Source organism: Pseudomonas sp. LBUM1647 (genome assembly GCF_059716175.1).
Map to the genome: position 1 here is coordinate 2,471,137 of NZ_CP166809.1, position 20,835 is coordinate 2,491,971.

The following is a 20,835-nucleotide window of genomic DNA, read 5'->3' on the forward strand; positions in this document are numbered from 1 at the left end:
TCTGAAATAACATTTCGCTCTAATACCGCAATGAACTATCTATAAGTCTTTTAAAAACAGCTAGTTGTGAGGTCAATCACCAGTCGTCTGTTTTGCGTGTCGTAAAATTGACAATTTTTCGCTATGCAACTTTAGTCTCAGTCATTGAGGGAGCCGCTCGCCTGAAGCCTGTCAACTTTTTGGCAACGCAAGGTGTGATGATTTTCCCGATGGAGCACACCATGTCGATGATTTCGTTTTACTGCGGAGTGAAGGGGCTGTTCAGGAAGTTCGCCGTTACTTCAAGTTTCCATGGCCCACCCAAGGCTCGGGTTCGCTCTGCCTAATCGCCGAGCGAGCCATTCTTTCGCGAATTCCAGGCGCGCATCCCGGAGGGGCCGTGTAACGGCTCTGCCTTCCCGTGCCAGCGCTCGCCAAAAAAAAGAACCAACACACTGCGCAAGCCAGCACCGGACTGGGTGCGGGAAGATTCTTATCGTCTCGTGTCCTTTCCCTAAAGAGATCGAGGGCAATCAAAATGGCCAATTTCAACAAGTCGGACCTGGAGTTCATCCTCAAGCAAATCTTCATCGCAGAAGCGCATGCCGACGGCACCAGCCTCAGTGATTTGCTGCCCAACAGTCAGGTGCCATTCGGCCTGCGAACCGTCGATGGCAGCTACAACAACCTGGTCGCCGGGCAAAGCGAGTTTGGCGCCGCGGACAATTCCTTCCTGCGCGTGCTTGATGCCCAGTATCGAGCGGCCTATGCCGCGTCAGGGACGGTGTTCGACTCGCAGCCACGGACTATCAGTAACCTGATTGTCGACCAGACCGCCAACAACCCGGCCGCAGTAGCGGCGAACGGCGGTGCAGACCCGGTGATCAGCCCCGGTCTGGATGGCGTGTTCGGCACGGCCGACGACAAGGAAGTGTTCTTCATCCCCAACCAGTCACCGGACGCCGGTCTGACCGCCGGCTTCAACTCGTGGATGACCTTCTTCGGCCAGTTCTTCGACCACGGCCTCGACCTGGTCACCAAGAGCAGTACCGACTTCGTGTTTATTCCGCTGCAGCCGGACGATCCGTTGTACGTGCTGGGCAGCCCGACCAACTTCATGGTGCTGTCACGTGCAGTGCATACCCCCGGGGCGGACGGAATACTCGGCACTGCCGATGATAGCCAGCCCAACACCACCTCGCCGTTCGTGGACCAAAGCCAAACTTACAGCTCGCACCCCTCGCATCAGGTGTTCCTGCGCGAGTATGTCCTCAACGCGGCAGGTGACCCTGTTGCAACGGGGCGCTTGATTACCAACCGCGATCTCGGCCCCGACGGCAAGTTCGGCACTGCCGATGATGGCGACGGCGAAAATGGCGGCATGGCGACCTGGGCAGTGGTCAAGGCCCAGGCCCGTGACATTCTCGGTATCAACCTGACCGACGCCGATGTGCACAGCGTGCCGCTGCTCGCAACCGATGCGTATGGCAACTTCATCCGGGGGCCGAGCGGCATGCCGCAGGTGGTGATGCGCGTCAGTAACGGTGCTGACGGGATCGCCGGGACAGCTGATGACGTCACTCAACTGGTCGAAGGCAACCGGGATGCTCCGATCAGCCTGGCCAGCGCCGTGAGCGCCGGGCATGGCTTCCTCGACGACATCGCCCACAATGCCGCGCCGGTAGTCGTTGGCGGGGTTCTGCAGGCGGATGCTGACGACGATATCGGCAATGCGCAGCTGGTTGGCGCGGGCGGCAACAACCTGACCTACGACAACGAACTGCTCGACGCTCACTACATTGCCGGCGACGGCCGGGTGAACGAGAACATTGGCCTGACCACCGTGCACCATGTGTTCCACTCCGAACACAACCGCCTGGTCCAGCAAACCAAGGACACCCTCCTTGCCGCCGGCGATCTGGCCTTCCTTAATGAGTGGCTGGTGGACGACGTGGCCGCGATTCCGACTACACCCGCCGGAATCGCGGCGTTGGTGTGGGACGGCGAGCGCCTTTTCCAGGCCGCCAAGTTCGGCACCGAGATGCAGTACCAGCACCTGGTGTTCGAGGAGTTCGCGCGGACCATTCAGCCGCAGATCGACGAATTCCTTGCACCTAACGGGTATGACACCTCGATCAACCCGGCAATCCTCGCCGAGTTCGCCCACGTGGTGTACCGCTTCGGTCACTCGATGTTGACCGAGACCGTCGATCGCTTCGACCCCGAGTTCAATCCGCTCCTCACTGACCCGAACAACCCGGACTCGCAAATGGGTTTGATCGCGGCCTTCCTCAACCCGCTGGCGTTTGCCGGCAGCGGGGCTACTGCGGACGAAGCGGCAGGGGCGATCATTCGCGGTGTGACCCGCCAGCTCGGCAACGAGATCGACGAGTTCGTCACCGAAGCGTTGCGCAACAATCTGCTCGGTCTGCCGCTTGATTTGCCGGCCCTGAACCTGGCACGGGGTCGCGACACTGGCATCCCCACGTTGAATGAAGCGCGCCGTGAGATGTACGCATCAACCGGCGACAGCCAGCTCAAGCCGTACATCAGTTGGGCTGACTTTGCGGACCACCTCAAGCACCCCGAGTCGCTGGTCAACTTCATCGCGGCCTATGGCACGCATGACACGATTACGGCGGCGACCTCACTGGCAGACAAACGCGCTGCAGCCTTGGCGCTGGTGTTCGGCGGTGTTGGTTCACCGGGTGACCGCCTGAGCTTTCTCAACAGCACCGGTGACTATGCCAACGTAACGCTGGCCGGCAAGGATGGGCTGCTGGGTACTGCCGACGACGTGAAGGGTGTGACGATCACGGGTCTCGACGACATCGACTTCTGGGTCGGTGGCCTCGCCGAGCAGAAAATGCCGTTCGGCGGCATGCTCGGCTCGACGTTCAACTTCGTGTTTGAAACTCAGATGGAGGCGTTGCAGAACGGCGACCGCTTCTACTACCTGTCGCGTACCGCGGGTCTGAACTTCGGCACCGAGTTGGAGAACAACTCCTTTGCCAAGTTGATGATGCTCAACACCGATGTCACCCACCTGTCGAACACCGTGTTCCTGACGCCGACGTTCACCCTCGAAGTGAATCAGGCCAATCAGTTCACTAACCTTGGCTTGGACGGCAAAGACGATCCTACGGGCGGCATCATGATCAACGGCGTGGAAATCGTGCCGCTGGTGATCCGCGACAACCCCAACACCGCAGGTCTGGACAGTAATTATCTGCAATACACCGGTGAAGACCATGTCGTCCTGGGCGGTACCGCCGGTAATGACATCATCATCTCCGGTGACGGCGATGACACTGTTTACGGCGACGGCGGTAACGACCGCCTCGAAGGCGGCGCCGGGAACGATGCGGTGCTGGGCGGTGCGGGCGATGACATCATCACCGACTCGTTTGGCGACAACCGTCTGGAAGGTAATGCCGGTAACGACGTGATCGTGGCCGGTAGCATGGGGGTTGCAGGCAACCTGATCCTGGGTGGCGATGGCCAGGACTTCATCATCACCACCGAGGACGTCAGCACCACCTTCGGCGGTCAGGGTGACGATTTCATCCTCGGTGCCAAGACCAACCTGCCAGCTACCGGCAACGAAGGAGATGACTGGATCGAGAAAGGCACCCAGGACGGCGCGCCTGGCGATAACGCCTCGCCGTTGCTCAATGACGATGTGATCGGCAACGACATCTTTGTCGGTGGTGGTGGCTTCGACGAAATGATCGGCGAGGGTGGCGATGACATCTTTGTCGGCAGCGATGCCCAGGACAATATGGATGGCATGTCCGGTTTCGACTGGGTGACCTACAAAAATGACAAGAGCGGCGTGACCGTTGACCTGACCATGGCCGAGCTGGCGCAGCCACACGGCAACGCGCCAAACCAGAACAACGGGGTGTTCAATCCGGTCGGCGCCTCGCCGGCCTCGATTCTCGACCGTTTTGCCGAGGTCGAAGGCTTGTCCGGTTCGAAATTCGCCGATGTGCTCAAGGGCGATAATGTTGATGCGGACACTATCATCAACCACGGTGGTGCCACGGGCAGTGCGCTGACCAATGTGGCGTTGATCCGCGGACTGGAGCAGTTTCTGGCCGATGCCGGCCTGCCGACCACCGGCTTTGCCACAGGTAACATCATCCTCGGTGGCAATGGCAGTGACCTGATCGAGGGCCGCGGCGGCGATGATCTGATCGATGGCGACAAATGGATCAATGTCCGAATTGCAGTTTATGCCCCCGGTGACGTCAACCATACCGGCCCCGAGATCGCTACCTTCGACAGCATGGTCGATATGATCCCGTTCATGCTGGACCGCACGTATAACCCGGGGCAGCTCAAGGCCGTGCGGGAAATCCTGCCCGGCACCTCGACGGGCGGAGCGGCTTTCGATACCGCGATTTTCTCCGGGCTTCAGTCCGAGTATGTGGTGACGCAGGACACCCGCGGCACGGCCAATTTGGCGGACGATGTCTGGACGGTGACCGATACCGAAGTGGGTCGCGACGGCACCGATACCTTGCTGCATATCGAACGCCTGCAGTTCGCCGATACCCAGCGAGTGCTGGTGTCTGGGCTGAATGCACAACCGACGGGCAGGCCGACCGTCGCGGATGGAAACGGCGGCGAGATAACAGTGGGCGACACACTGACCGTGAGCATGGCCGGTGTGCGCGATGGCAACAACATCGCGGTGGGTAACCTGCAGGGTTTCGTCAATAACGCCTCGGTGTCCTACTATTGGCAGTTCGAAGCCGACCCCGGCACCGGCGTGTTCGAAGACATCATCCTGCTGCCTGCGGGTGACCTGGGGTTCCAAAGTGCCGACGGCACCTCGTTCAAGGTCTCGCCGGATCTTGCCGGGCTGTCACTGCGGGTCAAGGCGATCTACCAGGATGGTCATGGCACGACTGAAGTAGTGTTCTCGCAGCCGACTGACGTGGTGGTTCCCGGCGCGCCGGTCGTGCCGACGGCGCCGACACCGGTAGTCGATGCCACCGCGGGTGGCGAGGGCCTTCACATGGTCCGCTCCGACCTCAACTTCATTCTTGATCAGATCAAGATTGCCGAGGCCGACGCGGCCGGTCAGGACATTCTTTCGCTGATCCCGAATATCCGCGCGCCATTGGGCCTGCGTGCGGTCGATGGCTCGAACAACAACCTGATGAACCTCAACGGCATTAACAACACCGAGTTTGGTGCCGCGGATAACACCTTCCCGCGCTTGTCCGATCCGGTCTTCAATCCGGCGGAAGGTGCTCCTGTAGGGTTCTTTGGCCCCGGCTCGCCGGCCATCCCGGGATCGTCGTACCAACAGAACAGCGGCTCTGTGTTTGACTCGCAGCCGCGCACCATCAGCAATCTGATCGTCGACCAGACGTCGAACAACCCGGCGGCCTATGCCACGGCTTACGACCCTGGGGCAGACGGTAAGCTCAACTTCGGCGAGGTGGGTAACGACGACGTACTCAAGGATGGCGTACGGATAGTCGCCAGCCCCGGCATGGATGGTCAGTTCGGTACTGCCGACGACCACAATGTGTACCTGTTCGAGAACACCACGGCGGATGCGGGGTTGTCCGCGCCGTTCAACGCCTGGATGACCTTCTTCGGGCAGTTCTTCGATCACGGTCTGGACTTGGTGACCAAAGGTGGTTCGGGCACCATCTTCATCCCGCTGAAAGCGGATGATCCGCTGTATGTGGAAGGCGGCAACGCCAACTTCATGGTGCTGACCCGCGCGACCAACCTGCCAGGGGCGGATGGTGTTCTCGGCACGGCCGACGACATCCATGAACACACCAACACCACCTCGCCGTTTGTGGACCAAAACCAGACCTACAGCTCGCACCCGTCGCACCAGGTTTTCCTGCGCGGTTATGAGCTGACCGACAACGGCCCTATCGCGACCGGCAGGCTGATCACTAACCGTGACCTGGGAGCGGATGGCAAGTATGGTTCCGCGGACGACACCGAAATCGGTGGCATGGCGACCTGGAAGGTGGTCAAAGCGCAGGCCAACGACATCCTGGGTATCCACCTTACCGATGCCGACGTCGGTAACGCCCCGTTGTTGGCGACTGACGCCTACGGCAATTTCATCAAGGGGCCGAACGGCTTCCCGATGGTTGTGATGAAAGGGGCTGACGGTCTTGGTGGCACGGCTGATGACGTCCTTGTCGAAGGCAATCCGCTGTCCCCCATTAGCCTGACCAATGCTGTGCGCACCGGTCACCAGTTCCTCGTCGACATCAACAACAATGCAGCGCCGGTGTTCAGCGGTGGCGTGCTCGTGCCTGACGCGGATGACGATGTCGGTAACTCAGTGCCGTTCAATCCGCAGACCGGGGCCAACCTGGCCTACGACAACGAACTGTTGGATGCGCACTACATCGCTGGCGACGGCCGGGTCAACGAGAACATTGGCTTGACCGCGGTGCATGCGATCTTCCACTCCGAGCATAATCGGCTGGTCGCACAGACCAAGGACACCGTGCTCGATTCGGGTGACGTGGCCTTCCTCAACGAGTGGCTGCTCAATCCGGTGAGCGGGTTGCCAGCCAACCAGGCTGAGATCGATGCGCTGGTGTGGAATGGCGAGCGCTTGTTCCAGGCTGCCAAGTTCGGCACCGAGATGCAGTATCAGCACCTGGTGTTCGAGGAGTTTGCGCGGACCATTCAGCCCAGGGTCGACCTGTTCTTCGCACCGACCCAAGTCTATGACGTTGACCTCGATGCCTCGATCGTCGCCGAGTTCGCCCACACCGTGTACCGGTTTGGCCACTCGATGTTGACCGAGACCGTCGATCGCTTCGACGTCGATTTCAACGTGGTCGGCGATCCGAACAGTGCTGATCCTGATCAGCAACTCGGCCTGATCGCGGCGTTCCTCAACCCGTTGGCGTACGCCGCCAGTGGTGTGTCGCCCGAGGATGCGACCAGTGCGATCGTGCGTGGGTTGACTCGGCAAGCCGGTAACGAAATCGACGAGTTCGTCACCGAGGCGCTGCGCAACAACCTGCTCGGCCTGCCGCTCGACCTGCCGGCGTTGAACATCGCCCGTGGCCGCGACGTGGGGATTCCCTCGCTCAATGCGATCCGCCGCGACATCTTCAGCCAAACCGGTGATACCCAACTCAAGCCGTACAGCAGCTGGGTCGACCTGGTGCAGCACCTGAAACATCCGGAGTCGTTGATCAACTTCATCGCGGCCTATGGCACGCATGAAACGATCACGGAGGCGACCACGCTGGAAGGCAAACGCGCTGCAGCCATGGCGCTGGTATTTGGTGGTGATGATGCGCCGGATGACCGCCTGGACTTCCTCAACGGCAGCGGTGACTGGGCCAACGTAACGCGGGCCGGCAAGGATGGGGTGCTGGGGACTGCCGACGATCTGAAGGGAGTGACGATCACGGGCGTCGATGCCATCGATCTCTGGATCGGCGGCCTGGCCGAAGAGAAAACTCCGTTCGGCGGCATGCTCGGCTCGACCTTCAACTTTGTGTTCGAGAACCAGCTGGAAAAACTGCAGGACGGTGACCGCTTCTACTACCTGGAGCGTACCGCTGGCCTGTCGATGAACGCCGAACTGGAAAGCAACTCGTTCGCCAAGCTGATCATGGCCAACACTTCGGCCACGCACTTGCCGGGCCTGGTGTTCTCGGACCCTGGGTTCTATCTGGAAGTGGACAAGACCAAGCAGTACAACGATGGCCTGGGCTTCGCCGATCCGCTTGGCGAGAACGGCGAGAAAGTGGTGTTCCGCGACAACCCGCTGACCGACGGGCCAGACACCAACTACATCCGGTACTCGGGTGGAGAGCACATCGTGCTGGGCGGCACCAACGGCGCAGACATCCTCGTTTCGAGTGAAGGTGATGACACGGTCTGGGGTGACGGCGGCAACGATCGCATTGAAGGCGGTTACGGCAACGACCAACTGCGTGGTGGCGCCGGCGACGACATCATCACCGACCTCGGCGGCGACGATAACATCCAGGGTGGCGACGGCAACGACGTGCTGCACGGTGGCAACGGCGTCAACCTGATCATTGGCGGGTTCGGCAATGACTTCATCATTACCGGTGAGGACGCTTCCGAGGCCATTGGTGGCCAGGGCAACGACTTCATCCTGGGCAGCAAAGCCAACGAACAGGACATGGGTAACGAAGGCGACGACTGGATCGAGAAGGGCACTTCGGACGGTGCACCTGGCGACAACTTCGACCCGGCTGGCAATGACCCGGTGATCGGCCACGATGTGTTCATCGGCGGTAACGAGAACGATAAGTTCAACGGTGAAGGCGGCGACGACATCATGGTCGGCAGTCTCGGCCTGGGTGACCGCTATATCGGTGGCTCCGGCTATGACTGGGCAACCTTCAAGGGGCTCGCCCAAGGCGTGACCATCGATTTCACCGACCGCTTTTTCGATGTTCCACCGATGCCGGGTTCGGGTGCTTCAGCGCTGGTGCGTTTCGACATCATGGAAGGTCTGTCGGGTTCATCGCACGGTGACTTCCTGCGCGGTGATAACGAAGATGCCACATCGCTGCCCACTGCGGGTGCAACCGGCAGTGTGCTGACCAACATCAACCTGATCAACGGCCTGGCTGATTTGCTGCCAGACGGCGCGACGTTCTTCGATGGCGGCAACATCATCCTCGGCGGTAGCGGTAGCGACCTGATCGAAGGTCGCGGTGGCGACGACATCATCGATGGTGACAAGTGGCTGAACGTACGCATCAGCGTACGGGCGAATGCTGATGGGACTGGCCCGGAAATCGCCACGTTCGACAGCATGGAGCCAATGGTGCCGTTTATGCTGAACGGTACTTACAACCCGGGCCAGTTGGTCATCGTGCGGGAGATTCTGACCGGCGATAACAGCTACGACACTGCGTTGTTCTCCGGTAATTTGGGGGAGTACGGCATCGAGATCGATGGCGACACGGTCATCGTGACCGACTCGGTGGCAGGGCGTGATGGCGTCGATCGCCTGACAGGCATCGAGCGTCTGCAGTTCGCTGACGTTGCGGTGTCGTCCGGAGTGGGCACCGCTCAAAACAACGACCCATTGGGTCATCTGGCAATCCTCGATGCTGCCACCGGTGTGCGTGACGAAACGCCTGTCGCCGGCCAGTTGTTGCGCGTCAGTGATTCGGCGGTACACGACGCGGACAACCAAAGCGTGGCCAATCCGACCAGTGCGGTAACTGGTGCGGTGGCTTACTACTGGCAGGTCGAAAACATTCCTGGGTCAGGCATCTTTGAAGACATCACCATTATCGCCGCTGGCGAGGCAGCGCGGGCGAGTGGCACCACCTTCCGGGTGGGGGCCGATGAGGCGGGTCTGAACATCCGCGTTCGTGCGGTGTACCAGGACGCCAAGGGCACGCTGGAGATCGTCGATTCGTCCGGGAACAGTACACCGACCGAAGGGCCGACCGTTATCGGGCTTGCCGTGCAGAACCAGGTGTTGACCGCTGACCCGTCGAGCATCATCGACCTCGATGGCCTGAGCAATCCGCATTTCACCTACCAGTGGCAGGCGAACGACGGGCTTGGCTTCGTCAACATCGCCGGAGCTACCGGTAGTACGTTCGCGCTTGGTCAGGCTCAGGTCGACAAGGAAGTGCGCGTGGTGATGGGTTACGTGGATAACTTCGGTGTGGCCGAAAGCGTTTCGTCCAACATCGTGGGGCCGGTGGACAACGTCAACGATGCACCGACTGCAGGGCCGACCGTAACCGGGCTTGCAGTGCAGAACCAGGTGTTGACTGCTAACCCGGCGAGCATCATCGACGTTGATGGCCTGAGCAATCCGCATTTCACCTACCAATGGCAGGCGAACAACGGGCCTGGCTTCGTCAACATCGCCGGCGCTACCGGTAGCACGTTCGCGCTTGGCCAGGCTCAGGTCGGCCAGGCAGTGCGCGTGGTGGTCGGTTACGTGGATGACTTCGGTGCGGCCGAAAGCGCTTCGTCCAACATCCTGGGGCCGGTGGCCAACGTCAACGATGCACCGACAGGTGTGTTGCTGATCAGTGATACGACACCGGATCAAGGGCAGGTGCTGACCGCGCTGACGGGTGGGATTGCCGATCCGGATGGGCTGGGCACCTTCAGCTTCCAGTGGCAGCAAGGTGTCGGCGCGTCCTTCACTAACATCAACGGCGCGACTGCTGCGACCTTCACCCCTGGTGCGGCGCAGGTCAATCTGCAACTGCGAGTGATCGTGCGCTACACCGATGGCTTCGGCACGCTGGAGTCGGTGACCTCGGCGGCGACGGCGGCGGTTGTGATACAGGGCGTGGTACTGCAGGGCAATGCTTTGGCGAACACCCTCACCGGCACCGCGGGTAACGATGTGCTGTCTGGCCTGGGCGGGAACGATACGCTGAATGGCCTCGCCGGTATCGACCAGTTGTTTGGCGGCACTGGCGACGACATCCTCAACGGCGGAGACGACAATGACGTCCTCAATGGCGAGGACGGCAACGACACCCTCAACGGTGGGCTCGGCGCGGATGCCATGAACGGCGGTGCCGGCAACGACACGGTTGTGGTCGACAACGTCGGTGACGTTGTCACCGAGGCGCTGGGTGGTGGTACCGATCTGGTGCAAACCAGTCTGACGACCTACCTGCTCGGTGCCAACGTCGAGAACCTGACCTATACGGGCGCCGGTAACTTCACCGGTACCGGTAACGCGCTAGCCAACACCATCACCGGCGGGGTGGGTAACGACCTCCTCAATGGCGGTGCGGGTGCTGACCGGATGGTGGGGGGCGCCGGCAACGATACCTACGTTGTCGATGCAGCCGCAGACGTGGTGGTCGAGGTGGCGGGTGGCGGTACGGACACCGTGCAGACTTCGCTGGCCAGTTACACGCTGGGCGCTAATGTCGAGAACCTGACCTACACCGGAGCCGGCAACTTCGTCGGCAACGGCAACGGGCTGAACAACTCCATCACCGGCGGGGTGGGTAATGACACCCTCAATGGTGGCGACGGCAACGACATCCTCACCGGCAACGGCGGTAACGACACACTGAATGGCGACGCCGGCAACGACCAACTGTTCGGTGGCCTTGGCACGGATACCCTCAACGGCGGCGCTGGCGATGACAGCCTCGACGGCGGTGATGGGGCGGATGTCTTGAATGGTGGAGCAGGCAACGACACGCTGCTCGGTGGTGACGCTAACGACACATTGTTGGGTGGTGCTGGCAATGACTTTATCGATGGCGGTACTGGCAACAATACGGTGACTGGCGGTGCCGGCAACGATGTGATGGTTGCCAGCAGTGGCAACGATATCTTCATGTTCGCAGCGGGCTTCGGGGTCGATCAGATCATCGGCTTCGATGCCAACCCGGTGGGAGGCCAGGACCGGCTCGATATTTCCGCGTTCGGCGTCACTGCTGCGACCTTTGCCGGCAGCGTCATCATCACCGATGTCGGTGCGGATACCTTGATCAGCTCCGCAGGAATAGCTGACTCCATCCGCCTGGTCGGTGTGGCCGATGCAACAACCGTCACTGCCGCAGACTTCATTCTCGCCACTTGAGGTCCTGATCAGTACTGTTGCAGACGCGTGGAAAGCGGAGGGGAGGGCATGGATGCCCTCCCTTTTTTTCTTTAAAAAAACTGGCTGTTTGTTGAGCTGAAAATGGGTGAACCACCCTGGCAGGTCGGTATGTCGGACCTTAGGAAACGCTTGATCAACATTTGACTGGGGAGTGGAAAAAGAAGGGTCGTCAACGCTCTGGAAGTGTCAGGCGTTGGATCTAGAGCAGCAGGTAGCGATCCAATTGAATGCTTCCCACTGTCTCTTAACTGCTGAAAAAGATGATAAGACTCCAGGCTGCCCCTATCGCAAAAATGAAAAGAATGAGTACCAGCGTGAGGATTAGCGGCTCGACGCGCATGAAAGTGACTCCTCAGAAGGGCTAGCAATGCGCGCCTGATCTGCGGCGCAGGTGTTTTTCAAGGCAACGGTTGATGTATAGGGAGTGCCTCAGGAAAGTTGTTTTTCCAGTGGTAACAGCGCTTCAAACTCTCAATTAATGCGCTAGTGAACTCACAGCATTCTCTATGCCAAAAAACTAAACAGCCTATAATTCCCCGCCGGCGGGGCAGCCTGATTCTGTGGCTGGTTCTCCATCAAAAAAGTTGAAACAGGATGCGGGTAATACAGCCCATTTATGGGGGATTTCTCTCGACGTGGGTGTGGCAATAGCACAGGTGCTTGCGCCTTTCGCTACCTGCTGATATCGACCTGATGCGGACACTGAAAAAGGAACTGCGGTTGAACGAACAGACATTGTCCCAGCGCCTGGAGCGCGTGGCGGCGCATATGCCAGCAGATGCGCGCCTGGCCGATATCGGCTCGGATCACGGCTACCTGCCGGTGGCGTTGATGCGCCGTGGCGCGATCGTGGCGGCGGTGGCCGGCGAGGTGGCATTGACGCCGTTCCGCTCGGCCGAACGCACCGTGCGCGAGAACGGCCTGGACCAGCGGATCACCGTGCGCCTGGCCAATGGACTGGCGGCGATCGAGCCGGGAGACGGGATCACGGCGATCAGCATCTGCGGCATGGGCGGCGAGACGATCCGCGACATCCTCGACATCGGCAAGGCGCGTCTGAGCGGCCAGGAGCGTCTGATTCTGCAACCCAACGGCGGCGAGCAGCCACTGCGCCAATGGCTGATGGAAAATGGCTACCGCATTCTCTGCGAGGAACTGCTGCGGGAAAATCGCTTCGACTACGAAATCATCGTCGCCGAGCGCGCCGGGCCGGTGAAGTACACCGCCGAGGAGCTTTACTTCGGCCCGCTGCAGATGCAGGCCCGCAGCCCGGCGTTCCTGATCAAGTGGCAGCGCATGCTGCGCGAGAAGCAGAAGACCCTGACCCACTTCGCCCGTGCGCGGCAGGCCGTGCCCGAGGAGAAGGTGCAAGACATCACCCGGCAGGCCCGGTGGATCACCGAGCTACTGGCTTGAGCTCGGCTATCGGTCCAGCAGAGGTGCCAGCAGTGCACACATGCCGCGCCAGTGCGAACCCTCCCAGTAAACCCGTTGGCAGGCGTCGCAGCGCAAGAAGTGCGAATAGAGGGCGCCAACGCGTGGCGGCACCTGCGGCCGGGCCAGTTCCGGGCTGATCTCGTGCAGCGGCAGGTTGCAATGAAGGCACAGGCTGAATGGCCGCGCGCTACGCGCCAGGTCGAGGCGCTCGTACAACTCGCGCAGCTGCAGCGACGGTTTCAGGGCATGCACGTAACAGCCGTGGCTGATGATCCGTCGCTTGAGCAGGTCGCGGTCGCGGGTTAGCACGATGCGACCTTGCTGCGCAGCGATCTCGGCGATCTCGCCATCCTCGAAGCCATTGTCGTAGAGGGTGTCGAAGCCGCTCATGCGCAGCAGGCTGGCCAGTCCGCCAAGGTGCGCATCAGCGATGAAGCGCAGCACCCGTAAAGGTTGCGTACGAACCTTTAGCAGCGGGCTGATGTCCAGCGCTTCGAACTTGGGATACACCGCCAGCCGGTCACCGTCGAAAATCACCCGCTCGAAGCCCACCGACTCGCCGTTGAGCAGCACCAGCTCGACCTCCGTGTGCGGTATCCCGAGCGCCTCGATCATGTGCTTGACCGTCGCCCCTCGCGCGCACTTGCAGGTGAATGACTGCCGCCGCCGTTCGGCCGGCAGGAAATCGTTGAGCTCCTCGTAGAAGCGGAAGGTTGCACTGGTCATGCTGAACAGTATGGCAGGGCTGCAGGATGAGCGAGTCTAGTCCGGACATCTTCTCCGGCAGGCCCCAAACTACGATCGTAATCATGTTGAAATTGACTATGCCATGGAGCTTCGATGCTGGATGTACTGCTTGAAATTGTTATCCACGTCATTTGCTACCCAGCAGGCCGGGCGTTCATCAAGGTCGCAATATTGGGAAGGCGACCGGATAGAACGGCATCGTGCGCGGATACACCAGAAAACGAGTCCATCACCGAGCCGGGAACAGCAAGGTGTGTTTGTACTCGAGTCGATGCAGTTCAAGCAGTACACATTAGGCTGAGCAAGCCAGCTTTTTGGCCGTTAGTCGCACTACATGACCGGCTACTATCGACCCATTGCAGCCCTTCGAGTACTCAATATCCGCTGACGAGACTGACAAGCCAAGACCAATCCGTTGTGCCAAAATTCGGGCACCAAGGATGACAGCGAACTGATTATGTCTAGCCACTCCACCCATAAAGATTTCATGCATCTAGCCCTGATTCAGGGGCGCTTAGCCTTACCTGAATGCCTGCCAAATCCACCGGTAGGCTGCGTATTGGTGAAGGATGACTTGGTGGTCAGCCAAGGCTTCACTCAGCCACCTTCATCATGCGGAAGCAATGGCGTTGAACCGGCTACCTGATGAATGCCGCGGTGTTTCGGCGTTTGTCACGCTGGAGCCGTGCTCCTTTCATGGTCGAACTCCATCGTGTGCGCAGGCGCTGGTAAATAGCGGAGTCGAAAAAGTATTTGTCGGAATGCTCGATCCTGATCCGAGAAATTCAGGCGCAGGTATAAAAATTCTGCGAGAGGCGGGCATTACGGTTGTTGTCGGGCTGTTGGCAGAGGAAGCAGCAAAAGACTTGGCTGGTTTCTTGATGAGCAAACCAGGTGGATTGGCGGATCCCGACGTTAAATAGATCGTCTTAGTTGACCGGCACCGCGGTGCAAGGTGTGATGCCCGGACGGCCACCGTCTTCAGCAGTTGAAATAAAAGCTGACTACTAGTCCGGATAGTCAGCTGCACTTCTCCCGTTTTGAGGTTCCCACCATGCGCAAATACACCTTGGCATACCTGTTCAACGGCGAGCTCCGCACGCACATATTTGAACTCAAGCGGCCTCAGCTGTCCGTACACGAGGCGGCGATGCACCTGCTACAGCTGCATTTTGGGGATGGAGAAAACAGCCTGATCATGCCCACTGCGGACGCGACGCCGGACGAGATTTTAGAACAGGCTGAGCTGGTAGGGTTGACGCAGATTAAGGTCGTCGATCAATCCAGTTGATGCCAGGTGCAGCGACGAGCACTGCGCGCCTTGGCATAAAGGGCGGCTTTTGGCCGATCACAGCCCTTGGCCTCAGGCAGCAATCGGCCAAAAGCAATGGGATGGACTCCTCCTCACTTCGGCATCTTGAGTGCCAGACTGAAAGTGCGAACCACAGTCAACAGTGAGAAGGAGTCCACACATGAAGCTTATGCGCATTGGGGTCGACCTGGCCAAGAACGTGTTTCAGATCCATGGCGTGGATTGTCATGAGAAGCCGATCTGGCGGCAGCGGCTACCACGTGATCGCTGGCTTCAGACGGTGCTGGAAAAGGTCGAACCTGGTTGTGAGATCGGCATGGAGAGTTGCGGTGGGGCCCATCATTGGGCGCGGCAACTCGAAGCTCGCGGATTTCGAGTCAAGCTGATCGCCCCTCAGTTCGTTAAACCTTATGTCAAAAGCAACAAGAACGACGCGAACGATGCCGAGGCGATCTGCGAAGCGATGAGCCGTCCCAGCATGCGCTTCGTCGCCATCAAGACGATCGAACAACAGGATATCCAGGCGACGCATCGCATCCGGGCCGGCTTAATCGAACAGCGGACGGCCAAAGCCAATCAGATCCGTGGGCTGGTCGCCGAGTATGGTCTCGTTGCACCGAAGGAATTGCTGATGCTGCGTCGTGCAATACCATGCTGGCTAGAGGATGCCGATAACGGTTTGACGGCACGCTTTCGTCGTCTTCTGGATGGTTTGTGGGACGACCTTCGTGCGCTGGATGGGCGTGTATGCAAGCTCGACGGCGAGATCACTGCGATCGCGACAAACGAGCCGTCCGCCGTTCGCCTTCAACAGCTGCGCGGTGTCGGTCCAATGATCGCCACAGCGCTCGTCGTCGCTCTCGGTGATGCCCGTCAGTATGCCAATGGCCGACAGTTTGCCGCCTCGCTGGGACTGACACCGAGGCAACACAGTTCTGGTGGTAAGGATCGACTGCTCGGTATCAGCAAGCGCGGTGATACGTATCTACGAACATTGATGGTGCATGGCGCACGCTCGGCGCTACGCACAGCCAAATCCAAAGAGGATCGGCTCAGTCAGTGGGCCGTTCGTTTAGCCGAGCGATCGCATCCCAATGTGGCCGCTATTGCGCTGGCCAACAAAACTGCACGCATGGCTTGGGCGATGCTGCGTCACGGTACTGATTACCAACCGAATCAGGCAGCGGCCTGATCTATTTACCCGGCGTGTTCTACGAGAGAAACAACTCTTAACCACGATTGCGAAGCAACCTGAACGATGGCAAACCGGTCGAACCGGCGTCGGCAAAACCCTCGAATGTCCAAGTGCTAAAAGCACGAAAAAGCGATCGGGAGCCGGCGCGCGAATAGCCCATCATGGCCCTGCATCAAAACGATGCCGCAGTAAGAGGCCGAATATACGTGTGCAGTCGGCACGGGCGCCAAAGCAAAGGAGGCTTGCAACGAGGAGGAGTCCATATACGGACATGTGTCTACGAGTTCAGGGCCAATTCAGATTTCGACACAGTTTCGACACGTCAGCTAGACAGTCTTAACCAAACGTTATAGCTCATACATGTAGAATGCATGAGTATAAACAGAGCTAATTATCGGAATCTTGAACATGCATGAACCAACCTATCAGAAGCTTACCTTCCACCACGTGGGAATCCCTATTACTGATGACCTCCCAGCGGACACCTATAATTCTGCTTTGAAAATGCACGCTACAGGATACTTTGACTCCCCGTATGCAATGGAATGGATGAAATTTGATAAGGACAGTTCTCTCCCTGAAATAATTAGAAAACAACCTCATATTGGCTATGTGGTTGATGACCTGCAAAAAGCAATCTATGGCCGGCAAGTAATCCTAGAGCCAACAAGTCCCAGCGAGGGGGTAACAGTTGCATTTGTCCTTGAAGGTCGTGACTTAATAGAGTTTTTGCAATTTGACAAACCTGAAGAAGAAGTATGGCCGCACTCTAACAAGTTCCTGCTTGAGTGTTTGTGAGGAGCGATTTATAACAAACCGCACACTCATGAATTTTTCACCACAAACCGCGTATAACAATTGGTTCAAATCGTTCGTTCGGCTCACTGGGGCGCATCCTCCCCTTAACCAAGCGTTAGGCAGCTGAATGTCGAGTCCCTGTAGTGGTAGAAGCCCGGCTGGATTGAGGATCCTGAAGAGAAATGATGCCAGGCAGGCTGACGCCTGAATCGCTCCTCATTTTGTAGTCAACTAAGGGCCGCTTTTGGCCGATTGCTGCCTGTCGCGACGGGCCGCAAACGACCAATGCCAAACTTTGAAAGTACGCGAAGTCAGTAAAGGTTTTCGCAACGAGCAATGGATCTCCTCCATCGCCGCACCCTTACTCAGTGAGATGCTGCAGGAAGTCGTCTGGCCCACCGACCTGTGCACGCTGGGCGGTAACGCCACGGCTATTAGCGAGACCATTCACCGCTTCAGCCGCCTGTCGTTTCACCGCTCTATGGTCGGCGGGCGTCTTCTGTGCGTGTCACGCAGGTAGTGCTTCAGGTATCAGAATGTTCGCCATGCGAGCGCTGCGATCCTTGCGATCCTGCGCAGTGTCTTCGCTGTGCAGCAATGACAAGCTGATTTGATAGGCATAGATCAGATAAGCGCGATCGCAGGCTTCGCTCTGCGTCACGTCAGCTTGTATCAACAGACCCTCGATATAGTTCAGGCGATAGCGGTCGACTTCGTCGATGGCTTGTCTGGCTTTATCGTCCCGGCGTGCCCAGGCGCGTATCCCCAATTCAATGGCGGCGGCTTCGCGAGCGGTCTGGCCATGGGATGGCAGCTCCAGCAGGCGTTGCAGTTGCTGGAGCGGTGAAGTGTGTGCGGTACGCAGTTGAAGGATGACATCCTCGGTCGCACGGGACCGCCAGTTGCCGAGAATGCCTTCGAGTAATTCACCACGGCTTTTGAAGTGGTAGTAGAAGCTGCCACGGGTGATCTTCAACTCCTTGGCTAAAGTGTCGACCCGAACGGCGTCTACGCCGCTGGTAACCAGGACATGCTGTGCGGCATGAATCCAATCTTCTCGAGTGAGACTGGTGCGTGTTGACATTGTGCTAGGGCCTTGTCCAACCAAGTGGATGAGTGCCGGGGGCGGGTAGGGCGCCTCGGGCTAGGAAAAACATTCTAACGCCTGGCTGCTTTCCAGGCAGCCGCAATTCACAGGTGTATTCAACAGATCTTTTCTGTACCAGGCTGACCGCTCATCATAAAGATACAGCTATGTATCTTCGTTAGAAAATGATTTTTCCGCTCTAGCACCTGATTCTGCGTCCAATACTGAGATACATGTCTGTATTTTGAGTGTTGACGCGTCCTGGTTTCCTCTCTAGCATACAGATACACATCTGTATCTTCATAAATAAAAACAACCGGAGGCCTTATGGACGGTATTGGAAAAACCCTGCTGGCAGCAGGACACAAGACCAACTATCACGAAGCAGGTCAGGGCGACGCCCTGTTTCTGCTCCATGGCTCCGGTCCTGGCGTTTCGGGTTGGACCAATTGGTCCCGGAGCATGTCGGCGTTCTCTGACAAATGGCGGGTCATCGTGCCGGACATTGCCGGATTCGGTTTCACCGAGTTCCAGGAAGAGGCCAAATACGACATCAAACTGTGGGTCAGCCACCTGGTCGGCATCATGGATGCGCTGGATATTGCCAAGGCCTCTTTCGTCGGCAATTCCTTTGGTGGCGCGGTCGCCATTGGCCTGGCGGTGTTCGCCCCGGAGCGGGTCGACAAACTGGTCCTGCTGGGCACGCCTGCCGGTGAATTCGTGCAGACGCCTGGATTGCGCGGCGCCTGGGAGTACGAACCATCCCTGGAAAACATGCAGCGTCTGATGGAGTTGTTCCCACACGACAAGGCCTTGATCACGCCCGAGCTGGTCAAGGCGCGTTACGAAGCCAGCGCCCGCGCCGGTTCCCAGGAAGCCCTGCGCAAGCTCATTCCCAAGCCAGCCGCCGAGGGCGAAACGCTGGTCAAGGGTTTCCCGGCCGCGGCATTGGCCAAGATCGTCGCGCCGACCCTTGTCGTGCATGGTCGTGAAGATCGCGTAGTGCCGCCATCCTGCGGAATGCTGATTGCCAACAGCGTCCCGAATGCGGATTTGCATCTGTTCGGCCGTTGCGGCCACTGGGTGCAGAGCGAGCAACCGCGGCGCTTTGCGGCGCTGGTTCGCGACTTCCTGAGCGAGTGATCCGACATGAGCCGAAATCTATTGGAGCGAGCGCTGTGGCAACTTTCAGTTGATCGCGCCGCCAAAGAGCGTTTTCGCGAAGACCCCAAAGGCTTCCTCGGGCGTTTCGCATTGAGTGAAGAAGAAGTCGAAATGGTCGTGGGCTTCGATGTCGCCGCGCTGCAAGCGGTCGGGGTCAATCCGATGCTGACCATGGGCTTCTGGCAGGAGTTGGCACCTCAGCGAAGCATGTCGCTGTACAAGCAGCGCCTGGGTGCAACCGATGAACAACGCGCGGCGTTCTCCGCCGCACTCAAGGGGTGAACCGATGGGCAAGATAGTAGGCGGTTTCTGGATGCCCCATGACCCGGTCATGTTCGTCGCCCCCAACGCGCCGCCGCCGGCCCAGGGTGATGCAGTCTGGGGTGCATACGAGCAATGTGCTCAGCGCCTGGCGCAGTTGGCGCCAACCTCGGTGATCATCGTGGGTTGCGATCATTACATCCTGTTCGGCACCCAGTGCCTGCCGCGTTATGTCATCGGTACCGGTGATGTCGATGGTCCACTGGATCGCTTGCCGGGGCTGGAGCGAGGAGTGGTACGCAACCAGGAAAAACTGGCCGGGCATATCGTCTCGCATGGCGAGGGGCAGGGCATCGACTGGACGGTGGCACGCAGCTTCACCGTGGACCACTCGTTCTCGATTCCACATCAGCTGACGGTCAAGCCGGCTGAGCACATTCTCGGTCGGGAGTTGCCGACCATTCCTGTGTACCTGGCCTGTGGCGTGGATCCTTACATCTCGCTTAAGCGAGCTGCCGACCTGGGTCGCCAGATCCGTGCTGCGGTGGAGTCGTTCGATGCTGAGGAGCGCGTCGTCATTATCGGTAGCGGCGGCATCAGTCACTGGGTAGGGACGGCGGAAATGGGTCGGGTTGCCGAGGACTTCGACCGGGAGATTCTCGCCCACGGCATCAACGGCGATCTGCAAGCGCTGTGCGCCTATTCCGATGAAGAGATTTTGCGTCGCGCCGGCAATGGCGCCATGGAAATCCGCAATTTCGCCTGTGCCATGGCTGCCGTCGCCCAACCGACCGGTGAAGTCATCGCCTATGAAGCTGTACCGGCCTGGGTCACCGGGTTGGGTTTCTTGCAATTGTTTTGTGCGGAGGAAAGGTCATGAGCCGTGTATTGCTGTGCCAGCGCGATGAACTGTCGCCGGGCGAGTTGAAAAAAGTCAGCCATGGCGCTGCCGAAGCTATCTGCGTGTACAACCTGGGCGGCACGTTCTATGCCACCTCGGACATGTGCACACACGCCACGGCCTCTCTGGCGGAAGGTGACCTGGAAGACGATCTGATCACCTGCCCGGTGCATTGGGGGCAATTTCATATTCCGACCGGCAAGGCGATAACTTTTCCTTGCGAAAAGCACCTTCGAACGTATCGGATCATCGTTACCGACAAAGAGGTCTTTGCCGACCTCGAGCACGCCAGTGATGCCGCTCTTGCCGAAGCCTGACGCTCGACACGAAGGCCTGTCGTACCACCCGTATT

Annotated in this window: 13 protein-coding genes; 11 read left to right on the top strand and 2 right to left on the bottom strand. The window is 59.0% G+C overall.

Annotation, left to right across the window (positions count from 1 at the left end; all coding sequences use genetic code 11):
• Nucleotides 1–517 precede the first annotated feature (517 nt).
• Both ACA059_RS11215 and ACA059_RS11220 read left to right on the top strand, forming a co-directional pair.
• The gene (locus tag ACA059_RS11215; protein ID WP_497633820.1) at nt 518–11,560 is read left to right on the top strand and encodes a peroxidase family protein; all 11,043 of its coding nucleotides are present in this window, start codon (nt 518–520) and stop codon (nt 11,558–11,560) included.
• A 741-nt stretch (nt 11,561–12,301) separates the two neighbouring features.
• Complete coding sequence (locus ACA059_RS11220; RefSeq protein WP_497634655.1) at nt 12,302–12,997, top strand: tRNA (adenine(22)-N(1))-methyltransferase; 696 nt, start codon at nt 12,302–12,304, stop codon at nt 12,995–12,997.
• A gap of 6 nt (nt 12,998–13,003) precedes the next feature.
• On the opposite strand, the gene ACA059_RS11225 is transcribed toward ACA059_RS11220, so the two are convergent.
• The gene (locus tag ACA059_RS11225) at nt 13,004–13,744 is read right to left on the bottom strand and encodes a Mut7-C RNAse domain-containing protein (protein ID WP_497633821.1); all 741 of its coding nucleotides are present in this window, start codon (nt 13,742–13,744) and stop codon (nt 13,004–13,006) included.
• A 590-nt stretch (nt 13,745–14,334) separates the two neighbouring features.
• Between ACA059_RS11225 and ACA059_RS11230 the strand changes: the two genes are divergently transcribed.
• The 5 genes from ACA059_RS11230 (at nt 14,335) to ACA059_RS11250 (ending at nt 17,590) form a co-directional block, all read left to right on the top strand.
• Nucleotides 14,335–14,688: a bifunctional diaminohydroxyphosphoribosylaminopyrimidine deaminase/5-amino-6-(5-phosphoribosylamino)uracil reductase RibD gene (locus ACA059_RS11230; RefSeq protein ID WP_497633822.1), complete on the top strand. Its 354-nt coding sequence runs from the start codon at nt 14,335–14,337 to the stop codon at nt 14,686–14,688.
• 131 nt (nt 14,689–14,819) lie between these two features.
• On the top strand, nt 14,820–15,056 hold the full coding sequence (locus ACA059_RS11235; protein WP_497633823.1) for a hypothetical protein: 237 nt from the start codon (nt 14,820–14,822) through the stop codon (nt 15,054–15,056).
• A gap of 181 nt (nt 15,057–15,237) precedes the next feature.
• Entirely contained in the window at nt 15,238–16,269 is a 1,032-nt protein-coding gene (locus tag ACA059_RS11240; RefSeq protein ID WP_497633824.1) for an IS110 family RNA-guided transposase, read from the top strand.
• A gap of 411 nt (nt 16,270–16,680) precedes the next feature.
• Nucleotides 16,681–17,070, top strand: a complete 390-nt coding sequence (locus tag ACA059_RS11245) for a VOC family protein (protein WP_497633825.1) — start codon at nt 16,681–16,683, stop codon at nt 17,068–17,070.
• A gap of 295 nt (nt 17,071–17,365) precedes the next feature.
• Entirely contained in the window at nt 17,366–17,590 is a 225-nt protein-coding gene (locus tag ACA059_RS11250; protein WP_497633826.1) for a hypothetical protein, read from the top strand.
• On the opposite strand, the gene ACA059_RS11255 is transcribed toward ACA059_RS11250, so the two are convergent.
• Complete coding sequence (locus tag ACA059_RS11255) at nt 17,579–18,154, bottom strand: TetR/AcrR family transcriptional regulator (protein WP_497458300.1); 576 nt, start codon at nt 18,152–18,154, stop codon at nt 17,579–17,581. The genes ACA059_RS11250 and ACA059_RS11255 overlap by 12 nt on opposite strands.
• Nucleotides 18,155–18,484: 330 nt before the next feature.
• Here ACA059_RS11255 and ACA059_RS11260 point away from each other — a divergent pair, with 330 nt between their 5' ends.
• From ACA059_RS11260 to ACA059_RS11275, 4 genes are read left to right on the top strand one after another with little or no spacing between them, the layout of a single operon-like run.
• Nucleotides 18,485–19,300 carry an alpha/beta fold hydrolase gene (locus tag ACA059_RS11260; protein ID WP_497633827.1) on the top strand — a complete coding sequence of 272 codons (816 nt, stop codon included), beginning with the start codon at nt 18,485–18,487 and terminating at the stop codon, nt 19,298–19,300.
• 6 nt (nt 19,301–19,306) lie between these two features.
• The gene (locus ACA059_RS11265) at nt 19,307–19,603 is read left to right on the top strand and encodes an extradiol ring-cleavage dioxygenase (RefSeq protein WP_497458298.1); all 297 of its coding nucleotides are present in this window, start codon (nt 19,307–19,309) and stop codon (nt 19,601–19,603) included.
• A gap of 4 nt (nt 19,604–19,607) precedes the next feature.
• Nucleotides 19,608–20,462 carry a DODA-type extradiol aromatic ring-opening family dioxygenase gene (locus ACA059_RS11270; protein ID WP_497633828.1) on the top strand — a complete coding sequence of 285 codons (855 nt, stop codon included), beginning with the start codon at nt 19,608–19,610 and terminating at the stop codon, nt 20,460–20,462.
• Complete coding sequence (locus ACA059_RS11275; RefSeq protein WP_497633829.1) at nt 20,459–20,800, top strand: non-heme iron oxygenase ferredoxin subunit; 342 nt, start codon at nt 20,459–20,461, stop codon at nt 20,798–20,800. The genes ACA059_RS11270 and ACA059_RS11275 overlap by 4 nt, the downstream gene beginning before the upstream one ends.
• Nucleotides 20,801–20,835 lie beyond the last annotated feature (35 nt).